The organism is Thalassospira sp. UBA4513, from assembly GCF_002388495.1.
Taxonomy (GTDB): Bacteria; Pseudomonadota; Alphaproteobacteria; order Rhodospirillales; family Thalassospiraceae; genus Thalassospira; species Thalassospira tepidiphila.
The window spans coordinates 4,977-16,405 of record NZ_DGMR01000005.1; the positions used below are offsets into that span (position 1 = coordinate 4,977).

The 11,429-nt window shown below is 56.9% G+C and carries 10 protein-coding genes and 1 riboswitch; of the genes, 8 read left to right on the top strand and 2 right to left on the bottom strand.

Annotated elements, in window-relative coordinates:
• Positions 1–186: 186 nt before the first annotated feature.
• On the top strand, positions 187–1,263 hold the full coding sequence (locus B2T33_RS01885) for an alpha/beta hydrolase family protein (RefSeq protein WP_286791023.1): 1,077 nt from the start codon (positions 187–189) through the stop codon (positions 1,261–1,263).
• A 100-nt stretch (positions 1,264–1,363) separates the two neighbouring features.
• Here the strand turns inward: B2T33_RS01885 and B2T33_RS01890 are convergent, their stop codons facing one another.
• Complete coding sequence (locus B2T33_RS01890; protein ID WP_286791024.1) at positions 1,364–2,494, bottom strand: citrate synthase; 1,131 nt, start codon at positions 2,492–2,494, stop codon at positions 1,364–1,366.
• Positions 2,495–2,587: 93 nt separating this feature from the next.
• On the opposite strand from B2T33_RS01890, the gene B2T33_RS01895 reads away from it, so the two are divergent.
• The 6 genes from B2T33_RS01895 (at position 2,588) to B2T33_RS01920 (ending at position 8,947) form a co-directional block, all read left to right on the top strand.
• A complete protein-coding gene (locus B2T33_RS01895; protein WP_286791025.1) occupies positions 2,588–3,943 on the top strand; it encodes a CoA transferase in 1,356 nt (451 codons plus the stop codon).
• Between the two features lie 69 nt (positions 3,944–4,012).
• Positions 4,013–4,124: riboswitch (TPP riboswitch) on the top strand.
• Entirely contained in the window at positions 4,115–4,900 is a 786-nt protein-coding gene (locus tag B2T33_RS01900; protein ID WP_197145098.1) for an ABC transporter ATP-binding protein, read from the top strand. (Overlaps the previous riboswitch by 10 nt.)
• Entirely contained in the window at positions 4,897–5,709 is an 813-nt protein-coding gene (locus B2T33_RS01905; protein WP_197145099.1) for an ABC transporter permease, read from the top strand. Before B2T33_RS01900 ends, B2T33_RS01905 begins: the two co-directional genes overlap by 4 nt.
• A gap of 78 nt (positions 5,710–5,787) precedes the next feature.
• Positions 5,788–6,741, top strand: a complete 954-nt coding sequence (locus B2T33_RS01910; protein WP_197145100.1) for an ABC transporter substrate-binding protein — start codon at positions 5,788–5,790, stop codon at positions 6,739–6,741.
• 210 nt (positions 6,742–6,951) lie between these two features.
• Positions 6,952–8,004 carry an MBL fold metallo-hydrolase gene (locus B2T33_RS01915; protein WP_252723920.1) on the top strand — a complete coding sequence of 351 codons (1,053 nt, stop codon included), beginning with the start codon at positions 6,952–6,954 and terminating at the stop codon, positions 8,002–8,004.
• A gap of 91 nt (positions 8,005–8,095) precedes the next feature.
• Entirely contained in the window at positions 8,096–8,947 is an 852-nt protein-coding gene (locus B2T33_RS01920) for a hypothetical protein (protein ID WP_286791026.1), read from the top strand.
• A gap of 35 nt (positions 8,948–8,982) precedes the next feature.
• On the opposite strand, the gene B2T33_RS01925 is transcribed toward B2T33_RS01920, so the two are convergent.
• Entirely contained in the window at positions 8,983–10,296 is a 1,314-nt protein-coding gene (locus B2T33_RS01925) for an NAD(P)/FAD-dependent oxidoreductase (RefSeq protein ID WP_197145103.1), read from the bottom strand.
• Between the two features lie 102 nt (positions 10,297–10,398).
• On the opposite strand from B2T33_RS01925, the gene B2T33_RS01930 reads away from it, so the two are divergent.
• The coding region (locus B2T33_RS01930) for a trans-sulfuration enzyme family protein (protein ID WP_286791027.1) at positions 10,399–11,429 on the top strand (1,031 nt) is incomplete at its 3' end.

Sequence of the window (11,429 nt, forward strand, 5' to 3'; positions counted from 1 at the left end):
TTCTGTTTTGTGCAATTCCAGGCTCAGGACCTAGCGCCTTGCACTTATGATCCGGATGCTTTTGGGCTAAACACCTGATTTCATCGACATAACCGGTTGCAAGGCGATTGACGGGCCCCCTGACTTCTCGCAATCTGCGAATAGTGCCAAATCGTCCTTGCTGCCACCAACCTGAAAGGCTGTGCCGTGCCATCGCCTCGCCGCATTCGTTACCGCCGCCTTGTCAGGGTGGCGATTGTTCTGTTTGTGCTGCTTGTTGCTGTTCCCGGAAGTCTTGCGCTTGTCGGATTGTCTGACTTTGATATCAGCAACCGCCCGACCAAACAGATCAGCTTTGCACACGAAGATGCTGTTCTGTCTGGCAGCCTGATCTTGCCAGATGCGCAGCATACAGGCCCGATTGCCCTTCTGGTTCACGGCGATGGTCCGCAGGACCGCTTTGCGGGCGATGGCTATTTGCCCCTGATCAATGCCCTGCTCGATCGCGGGATCGGTATTTACAGCTGGGACAAGGCCGGCGTCGGCGAAAGCACGGGAAACTGGCTTTCGCAATCCATGAATGACCGCGCAAACGAGGCCGTTGCAGCATATGAGGCCATCAAAACCGCCCATCCCGACAGCGGACAACAAATCGGCTTTGTCGGTTTTTCCCAGGCGGGCTGGGTGATCCCCAAGGCATCGCGGACGATCCCGGACAATGCCTTTAATGTCATCATTGGCGGGGCGGTGAACTGGCAAGACCAGGGTGCTTATTACACGCGTCAACGCCTGCTGGCTGGTGGCGCAACAAAAGCCGATATCACCCGTCAGCTCGAACGCAATCAGGTTCGCGACAGCGTGATCTTTGCGCCCGATGCAAGTTACGAAACCTACCTCGCAAACAGCAATGATCCATCACCGATGGCATCGGACCGGTACGAATTCGTAAAACGCAACATCACATCTGACGCAAAAGCAGACCTGGCAAAACTTGAAACACCGACACTTGCCATGTGGGGGCATGATGATCTGAATGTGGATGCAAAATCCGATGCGGATATCTATCGCGATATCCTGATCGGGCGACATCCTGAAAATGAGGTGGCTGTTATCCCCGATGCCACGCACGGGCTGCTAAGAAGCAATCTGTTCAACTACCAGCTCAGTCGCGAGATGCCGACATCCCGCCAGATGCTTTATGTTGCCCTTGGCCGGTATGCCTATGCGCCCGGCACCTTTGACAAGATCGCGGACTGGATCAAGCAGGTGGTTGCCCGCCCCTAACCCGACGCCCAGAGATCAAGGTACATGTTGGCTGAGGCTTCGACCCCGCACAGACAACGCAAGGCTCCGATGTAACTTATGCTGCGCAATCTGGATCGCATCAGGACACGCTGGCGCGTGGCCGAATGATCTTGCCACTTTTGCGCTGTTCAAAAAGATGCGCGATCCAGCCTGCCATGCGCCCAACGGCAAAAATACCAAGCCCTGCCCCCTTCGGCAGACGAAGTTCACGTTCGATCAAGGCCAATCCGAAATCAAGGCTGGGATGCTGCCCGGTATTTTGCGTGACCAGATTTGCAATGCGCGCCCAGAACGCATCGCCAGTCTGACCACAGGCCTGCATGAGTGCACGGGTTCGCGGATCGCCATCGGGATAGAGCGGATGACCAAACCCCGGCGGCACATGATCGGGATCAATCTTACCGCCAAGTTTTTCGACCTGATCCATCCACGCCCGACATCTCGGTGTCAGGCCGCCATGACGCGCACCCGACAGGGTCGACAACCCCGCCATCAGGGATGCCGGTATGGTCGCCCCGGCCGATGCGGCAACACGCACGGCATAGGCCGATGCATTAAGCTCGTGATCGGCACAAAGTACGAGGGCCCGACGCAACAGGTCCGGCGCATTTTCATGGGTTGACCATGCATTTGCCAGGACCAAATGGATCGGGCTTTTCCCGTCGTCTGAGACCCCGGCAGCGGCCAGGGCGCCCAGCCGAACGACCCGTGCGGCGATCGGGCGACCATCACCACGGGGCGATCCGGTCATCAGCTCTGCCAGCATCGCCACCATGCGCGGAAGCGCCAAATCATGTTTGGCCGCAACAAAGTCCGGCATGGCATTCAACACAGGATCGCATCGAAGTCCGGCCAAAAGACCCGCCGCGTCCTCAAGCGTCATGGTGTGGGACAGCTCGACGGCGTTTTGACCGCGATAGTAAAACTGCCCATCGGCAATGCGGGTAATGCCCGACACCAGGATCGGCTCCCCCCAATCAATGGTCGAGGCCGCAACAGATTGCCGTGACCGTCCACGTCGTTTGCGATCATGCAGTTTGGCAACGTCGCGCCGGTCATACAGGCTTTTGCGTGCATCACCCGGATGGGCAACAGCGCGCACAATACCCCGACTGACATAGGCGTAAAGCGTGTCGCGCGATATGCCGACCTGCGCGCACACATCTGCTGCCGACAATGTGCAGAATGATCCGTCATCGATTTTTTTCATATTGATTATCTTGATCAAGATTGACGGTTTGTCCAGTCCGGCATGATGCTTTGATCATTACTGGTTCCGCCCCCTGAGAATGGAAACGCCATCATGCCCAACCGGTTCACACCCCAGATCGCCAATGCCCTTGGTCTATCTGAAACACCTGATATCACAACCATCGGCACAGATGCCTTGCCGTCCTATTTCGCAGTCACCGAACTCGCCTGGGCGGGTATCGGGATGGCCGCCGCGATGATTTCAAACTGGCGCGCCCTTGAAACCGGATCAGACGCCCCGATAACGGTTGATCAGCGACTGGCGTCAAAATGGTTTAATATGACAATCCGCCCACAAGGCTGGACATTGCCAAACGTCTGGGACCCGCTGGCGGGTGATTATCAAACGCGTCACGGCTGGATCCGGATACATACCAACGCGCCACATCACCGCGCGGCGGCACTTTCTGTTCTGGGCGATTACGAAACCCGCGATGATCTGGCGATGGCTGTGCTGGATTGGCAAAGTGACATGCTTGAAAACGAAATTGTCGCGGCCAGTGGATGTGCCGCAACCATGCACAGCCTTGAGGAATGGCAGGCACATCCGCAAGGAATATCCATCGCTACCGATCCACTGATCTGCTGGGACCAGCACGCAAACACCAATGTCGCCCCCGCGTCAATTGACCCGGCCCGCCCGCTTCGTGGTATCCGCGTTCTTGATCTGACACGTATCCTGGCCGGCCCCGTCGCCGGTCGTTTTCTGGCGGCTTATGGTGCCGATGTGTTGCGCATCGATCCGAGGGGCTGGGACGAAGGTGCGGCCATTCCCGAAGTCACACTTGGCAAACGCTGTGCGGGACTTGATCTACGGGACCGGGAAGACCGAAAACTGTTTGAAGACCTGATTAGCGGTGCTGACATCTTGCTGCATGGCTATCGTCCTGACGCCCTGTCCGAATTGGGGTATGACGCCAAAACGCTGCGCGCGATTAACCCGGCGCTGATTGATGTGACGTTGTCTGCCTATGGCTGGACCGGGCCGTGGGCCAAACGACGCGGGTTTGACAGCCTCGTGCAAATGAGCTGCGGCATTGCCGATTGGGGGATGGAACAATCAGGGTCGAAAAAGCCCCTACCGCTTCCGGTTCAGGCCCTTGATCACGCGACGGGATATTTGATGGCGGCCAGCGCAGTTCACGCCCTGATCCGCCGCGCCGCCCATGGCGAGGTCACAACCGCCCGCCACTCATTGGCCCGAACGGCACATATGTTAAGCAAGACAGCGACACCTGACTGCCTTGGCATGATCGCCGCGGAAACAGATGCCGATATTGCCCCGCATTTTGAAAACACAGACTGGGGCCCAGCCCGGCGCATCGCCTTTCCGGTCAGTATCGCAGGAACACCGCATCACTGGGATCATCCGGCGGGAAAGCTGCATCGTCATGGCGCGCACTGGTAAGCTGTGATCAGGATCAAGTCCAAGAACTGTTACAAAACTTGACGGCAGCGATTTGTCTGCGCATAGTCCCCTGATCTCCGGGGGGGCCGATCGTAAATCGGCTGAGAGGTTCGGTGTTGCCGAACGACCCTTTGAACCTGAACCGGTTAAGACCGGCGTAGGAAGGATCGAATGCGCAGCACAGAACACGCGCCCCAGATGGCGCAAGACAATCCAACCAGATTTGATATTGCGCTCCGTGCGGCCCGCGTGGCTTTCAACGGCGTCGATATTTTCCATGATCTCGACCTGACCTTACAGGCGGGCAGTTTTACCTGTCTACTCGGCCCAAGTGGTGTCGGCAAAAGCACGCTTTTGCGCTATTTCGCAGGCCTCGTCGAAGGCGATGTTAGCGGTACCATCACCTGTTCGGACAACATCGCGCTTACCGGTCGGGTCGCCTATATGGCGCAACAGGACCTGCTCTTGCCATGGCGCAGTGTTCTCGAGAATGTGGTGCTGGGTGCTGTCCTACGCCACGAAAAACCCGATTATGAGAAAGCCTCACATTTACTGACCGAAGTCGGATTGCATGACGCGGCAAACCTCCGCCCGGCTGAACTGTCCGGTGGCATGAAACAGCGTGCGGCCCTTGCCCGCACATTGATGGAAGATCGCCCGGTCGTTTTGATGGACGAACCGTTTTCGGCCCTTGATCCGCTCAACCGCCTGCGCTTGCAGGAGCTGGCCGCACGGGTGCTGCGGGGCAAAACGGTGTTGCTTGTGACCCACGACCCGCTTGAGGCATTGCGCCTTGGCGATCGCGTGCATGTCCTGACCGGCAGCCCGGCCCGCTTGCAAGACGCCATCACGCCCAAGGGCCAAAGCCCGCGCAACATTGCCGATCCCGAAATCCTGGCACAGCAGGCCGAACTACTCGGCCAACTTGGTGCCGAGCGGTCGGAGGGCGCAGCATGAGCACGCAAAACAATCCTCATACCAATAAAAAAGCACTGTCGGAGCAACGCTGGCTGATCCTTGCGCGGCCGCTGATTATTATCATTGCGCTGATTGCCACTTGGCAAATGTTGGTGATTGTTACCGGTGCGCCGAAATACATGCTGCCACCGCCTGCAGATGTCTGGCATACCCTAATCGCGCGTCATGCCGTCCTGTTCGATCATGCGAAATATACCATCGCTGAAACCGTGATCGGCCTGTTTGCCGGTGCTGCCCTTGGCACGCTGGCCGCGATCCCTATGGCGCTGTTTTCGCCGGTGCGTTTCTGGCTGATGCCGATCCTTTTGGTTTCGCAGGCGATCCCGTTCTTTGCCCTGGCGCCGCTTCTGGTTCTCTGGCTCGGCTTTGGGCTGGCGTCCAAAATCGCCATGGCGGCCCTGATCATTTTCTTCCCGGTCACGGTTGCGTTCTTTGACGGCCTGTCACGGACCGAGACCGGCTGGCTCGATCTGGCGCGCACCATGGGGGCCAGTCGTTGGCGACTTTTGACCCATATTCGACTGCCCGCCGCCCTGCCCGCCTTTGCATCTGGTTTTCGCGTTGCCACCGCCGTTGCCCCGATCGGGGCGGTGATTGGCGAATGGGTCGGGTCCAGTCACGGCCTGGGTTATCTTATGCTGCATGCCAATGCGCGGGTTCAGATCGATATGGTCTTTGCCTGTCTTCTGATCCTGTGCGCGTTTTCTATCACGCAATATTTCATTGTCGATCGCGTGCTGCGCGCGGCCTTGCCATGGCAACCCGACAGCCTGAAACCGGTTCGGTAAGACACCACACGCCGGCCTGTTTGGCAGCGTTTTAAATCCTCATACTATTTATTTGGCGCATCTTACGGAGGTTCATCCATGTCACGCCTTAAATCCATGATCACCGCGACCGCACTGGGCGCACTTGTTCTTGGAACGTCTTCAACCGCCTTTGCCGCGGACAAGCTGGTCATTCTTCTGGACTGGTTTGTGAACCCCGATCACGCACCGCTGATTGTTGCCAAGGAAAAGGGCTTCTTTGCCAATCATGATCTGGATGTCGAACTGATCGAACCATCCGATCCGTCCGCCCCGCCACGCCTTGTTGCCGCCGGTCAGGGCGATGTCGCGGTGAACTATCAGCCGCAGCTTCATGTCCAGGCGGCCGAAGGCCTGCCGCTGACGCGTATCGGCACACTGGTTGCCACCCCGCTTAACAGCCTGATTGTCCTTGAAGACGGCCCGATAAAGGAAATCGCCGATCTGAAAGGCAAGAAGATCGGTTATTCCCTGGCCGGATTTGAGGATGCGCTTCTGGGCACCATGCTCGGCAATCATGGGGTTTCGATTGACGATGTCGAGCTTATCAATGTGAACTTCTCGCTTTCGCCGTCGCTGTATTCCGGCCAGGTCGATGCGATCATTGGCGGCTATCGCAATTTCGAGCTCAATCAGATGGAAATCGAAGGCAAACCGGGCAAGGCATTTTATGTCGAGGAAGAGGGCGTTCCGCCCTATGACGAACTGATCCTGACCGTCCGCAACGACAAGGTCGATGACCCGCGTTATGCCCGCATGCTGGCCGCCCTTGAAGAAGGCGTGCAGTACCTGATCAACCATCCTGATGACAGCTGGCAGGCCTTTATTGCCGCCTATCCGAACCTTGATGATGAACTCAATATCAAGGCATGGGCCGATACCCTGCCGCGCTTTGCGCTGCGTCCGGCAGCCCTTGATAAGGCGCGCTATGCCCGCTTTGCCGATTACATGGTCAAACAGGGTCTGATCACCGAAAGCCCGGCGCTTGAGAGCTATGCGACCGTGATCGAATAAAATTCAGTCCCCCCTGCTTTCGCAAGGCTCGCCCCAGCAACTGCGAAAGCATTGGTCTGCACCCCGCATGGGCAGACCACCAAGAAAGGCCGGAATGTGTGTCCCGCGTTCCGGCCTTTCGCTTGCGCAGGTCAAATTCCCAGTTACCTTATGGTCACCCGCGTAAAATGCAGAATGGCGACCACATTCAAACCGGATCAGGACCCAAAAGTGCAGCAGCAAACAAAACCAGCCCATCACACCGATAACGGCTTTGAAAACCGTCACCCCCTGCCCGATCCGGTCAAACGGTCGTTCTGGCATTTCCTGAAACGGCGCTATTTCGGTGATGATAACTGGCCGAAGGCCAAACATCAGGTCGGTAAAATCCCCACCGAAACACCTGATCATGACGCCATCCACAACCCGGATCCCAAACGCATGCAAGTCACATGGGTCGGCCATGCCACGGTTCTGGTGCAATATGGCGGGCTCAATATCCTGACCGATCCGGTGTTTTCTGACCGCGCATCACCGTTCAAACGCGTTGGACCGAAACGCTATACCCGACCGGGCCTTGCCATCGATCAGTTGCCCAAGCTTGATCTGGTGTTGCTGTCACATAATCACTATGACCATTTTGACCTGGCCAGCCTGACGCAGCTTGGCAATGCGCCGCGCTATGTCCTGCCACTGAAAAATGGTCCACTTCTGGAAAAGGCGGGCATTCGTGCTGATCGCTATGTCGAATTGGATTGGGATGAAAGCCATCATCACGATGATCTGAAAATCACCCATGTGCCATCGAACCACTGGTCAAGCCGCACCACGAAGGACCGCAAGGAAATGCTGTGGGGTGGCTATATCCTTGAGTTCGGCGATGGCTACCGGTTCTATTTTGTTGGCGATACCGGCTGGAACGAAGCCCTGTTTACGGAAATGGGCGCGATCCACGGCGGGATTGATTTTGGCCTGATTCCCATCGGGGCCTATGACCCGCGCGACTTCATGCGCAATGCACATTGCAACCCCGAAGAAGCCATTCAGATCATGCAGAAAATGGGCGTCAAACAGGCGCTTGCCATTCATTGGGGCACGTTTGTCCTGACAGCTGAGCCGGTAGATGAGCCGCCGGTCCGGTTAGCGGCAGCCCGTAAGGATAGCGGAATTGCGGATGGCGATTTCGTTGCCCCACCAATCGGGGCGACCCGGTTCTTTGATGGCAAAGCCGCACCCGCATCGACAACCACGCAAAAGGTCGAGCATACGGCGTCTGGCTCATAGCTGCCCTTTCAAGTTCGGTTTGGTGGTTTTTCAAACTGCATGCTAAGCATCAATGATTGCGTCACAAAACCGTAACATTGGTCGCCCCGCCATGAGTTTGACTGTCTTTCTTGCTGTAATGGGCGCTGCCCTGATGCATGCCGTGTGGAATGCACTGGTCAAGGGTGGCTCGGACAAATTGATGAACATGACGGCGATCGTGCTGGGTCATACGCCGATTGTTCTGATCCTGTTGCCGTTTGTTGACCTTCCTGCCCCCGAAAGCTGGCCTTATCTGCTGACGTCCCTTGGGCTTCATATCGGCTATCAGTTGTTTCTGATCCTGGCTTATCGTTTGGGCGATCTCAGCCAAGTTTATCCGATTGCACGCGGGTCTTCGCCGCTGATTGTTGCGGCGGTGTCCGTGTTGATCATGGGGGTTACCCTGCATGTCAGCGAGTGGCTGGCGATTGTTATCATCGGGGTTGGTATTATCAGCATGTGCATAACGCGACAAGCCGATGGCATGCGTAACCGCAATGCTGCCCTTGCCGCGATCATCACCGGTTGTTTCATCAGCAGCTATTCACTGGTGGATGGTACCGGTGCAAGGCTGGCCGGAACGGCGCTTGGCTATTACAGCTATCAGACGATTGGCATCGTTGTGATCTTTGCCGTGATCGTGACTTTTATGCGCCCGCGCATCCTTGCTGATATCGCGCGATCTGGCAAAAGGGTCTTTGCGATTGGCGGCACGGCGTCCTTTGCGGCCTATGCCACTGTGATGTGGGCCTTTACGCAGGCACCGATCCCGCTTGTGGTCGCCCTGCGCGAAACCGGCATTGTCTTTGCCCTTTTGATCGGGGTGTTCTTCATGGGCGAGAAGCTTAACCTTGTGAAGCTGTCCTCGACCATGATGACGCTGGGCGGGGCGATTATCCTGCGTCTGGCACGCAGCTTGTAACCGCCCCTACCCGATTCCAGTTTCAGGACACGCGATCAGACCCGTGTGCGCGGCACACGGCGGGTACCGTCTTCGAACCGTGAAAGCTCCATCCCCTTTAGCGTGATGGATGGCTGCCCGGTGGTGATCCATTCGGCCAGCACCTTACCAACCACCGGTCCCATGGCAAAGCCATGGCCCGAGAATCCCGATGCGACAAAGAAGTGTTTGGGGTTTTCGAACTGATCAATCACCGGCACCGCATCCGGGGTGACATCAATGTCCCCCGCCCAGGTATCAACGATGCCGACTTTCTTGATCTGCGGCAGGACCTTTTGCAGATTGCGCATGGCGTTTTTAACCCGCACCTCATAGGGCTCCGCCTGATTGGTGCGTCGCCCGATCATGGGTTGCCGTGATGCATCCGATCCCGGCATACGGTCCACCAGATCATCAAAGAACCGCTTGTTAAAGTGGAACTTGAAGGTCGCCCAGTTATCAAACAGTCCCGGCATGAAATCACGGGCATACTTGAACCGGCCCAGTGTCAAATCGATGTCGGTCATGAATTCATCGGCGATGTTCATCGACCCATCTGCGCGTTGACGAAACGCCAGACCAGCCGCCAGCGTGCCCGCCGCCGAGATATCGGGCACGGGTGTGGTGCGGATCACCGTCCCGCGCGTGGTTTGTTGCGGTAAACGCCGCCCGAACTTGGCGACGAATTTATGCGTCGCAGCCCCGGCCGCACAGATGACGTATTTGCATTTGATTTCGCCTTGTTCGGACACCACCGAACTGATTGCGCCGGCCTCTGTTTCAATCGAAAGTGCGCCGCAACCCTCGGCAATCACAGCACCCAATTCACTGGCGCGTTTGGCGATTGCCGGGGCGGCCTTTTTCGGTTCGGCCTGCCCGTCTGAGGGCGTGTAGATCCCGCCAACACCCGGTGCGGTGATCCCCGGTGTCAGTTTTTCGACCCCTTTGGGGTCAAGGACCTGGGTTTCGATGCCAAAGTGCTTGGTGTCGTTAATCCAGCCTTCGAATTCCGACATTTCCTTGTCATCGCGGGCGACGAACAGCACTCCGCCCTGGCGCCATTCCAGATCGGCATTTAGTTCTTTTTCAAGACCTTGCCAGATCTTGTTGCATTCAATCATCAATGGCAACTCTACCGGATCGCGGCCCTGTTGGCGGACAAAGCCCCAGGCACGACCGGACTGGTGTGACGCGATGGTATCCTTTTCCAGAAGCACGACTTTCATGCCGGCCTTGGTCAGGTAATAGGCGCTGGAGGATCCGTGAATGCCGCCGCCGATGACAACGACGTCGCATTCCTTGGGCAGGGTGATTTTGGGATAATTCGTCATGTGGGGACCTAAAGATCAATATTGGTGGCAAATCAATTTGGTGTGTGGCGGGAACCACGTTATGTTGCGCGCCAACAAATCTCAACCAAATCAGGTGCCACCATGTCTGATCATGCAAAAAAACAGTCCCCCGCCACCGTAAGTGCACAGGCGCTTGGCTGGGTCGATGAAGCCACCAAGTCCGTCACGCCGCCGCTTTATCCGTCAACCACGTTCGAACGCAACACGGATCTGAGTTACCATGACGGGCGCTGCTATACGCGCGCAGACAACCCGACCTATGATCAGGCCTGTGCAGTCCTGAATGAACTTGAAGGCGGTTCTGAAACCCGCCTGTTTGCCTCTGGCATGGCGGCCGCCGTTGCGGTTTTGCATGCGCTGAACCCGGGTGATCATGTTGTTGCCCCCAAGGTAATGTATTGGGCGCTGCGCAGCTTCATGCTTGATAGTGGTGTGCGTGCCGGGCTGAGCTTTGATTTTGTTGATAACGCCGATATTGCCGATTGGGACAAGCACATCGTTGCCGGCAAGACCAAGCTGGTGTGGCTTGAAACCCCGGCCAACCCGGATTGGCAAATCACCGATATCGCCGCTGTTGCCAAACTGGCCAAGGCCGCTGGTGCCGTTGTGGTGGTTGACAACACTGTTGCCACGCCGCTTTTGACCCGTCCGATTGATTTTGGTGCCGATATCGTAATGCATTCGGCAACCAAATATCTGAACGGTCACAGCGACGTTTTGGCGGGGTCGCTGACCACTGCCAAGGACAGCGAGTTCTGGCAGCGTGTTTGCATACAGCACGCATCAGGCGGTGCAGTTCTGGGCGTGTTTGAAACGTGGCTTTTGCTGCGCGGGATGCGCACCCTTTCGATCCGTGTGGAACGCGCCAGTGCCAATGCCATGGCGATTGCCAAGCATTTCGAAAACCATCCGGAAATCGAACAGGTCCAGTATCCCGGCCTTGAAAGCCATGTCGGTCATGACATTGCCAAAAAGCAGATGTCAGGTGGCTTTGGAGGGATGTTGTCGCTGCGCGTCAAGGGTGGTGAAAAGCGTGCGGTTGATTTCCACAACCAATGCAAACTGTTTAAACGCGCGACATCGCTTGGCGGGGTTGAAAGCCTGATCGAACA

What these genes read in the sequence shown, in the direction of transcription:
- B2T33_RS01900 (WP_197145098.1), top strand. Translation starts at nt 4,115, where the DNA reads ATGCGCAGCACAGAACACGCGCCCCAGATGGCGCAAGACAATCCAACC.
- B2T33_RS01895 (WP_286791025.1), top strand. Translation starts at nt 2,588, where the DNA reads ATGCCCAACCGGTTCACACCCCAGATCGCCAATGCCCTTGGTCTATCT.
- B2T33_RS01890 (WP_286791024.1), bottom strand. Translation starts at nt 2,494, where the DNA reads ATGAAAAAAATCGATGACGGATCATTCTGCACATTGTCGGCAGCAGAT.
- B2T33_RS01905 (WP_197145099.1), top strand. Translation starts at nt 4,897, where the DNA reads ATGAGCACGCAAAACAATCCTCATACCAATAAAAAAGCACTGTCGGAG.
- B2T33_RS01925 (WP_197145103.1), bottom strand. Translation starts at nt 10,296, where the DNA reads ATGACGAATTATCCCAAAATCACCCTGCCCAAGGAATGCGACGTCGTT.
- B2T33_RS01920 (WP_286791026.1), top strand. Translation starts at nt 8,096, where the DNA reads ATGAGTTTGACTGTCTTTCTTGCTGTAATGGGCGCTGCCCTGATGCAT.
- B2T33_RS01910 (WP_197145100.1), top strand. Translation starts at nt 5,788, where the DNA reads ATGTCACGCCTTAAATCCATGATCACCGCGACCGCACTGGGCGCACTT.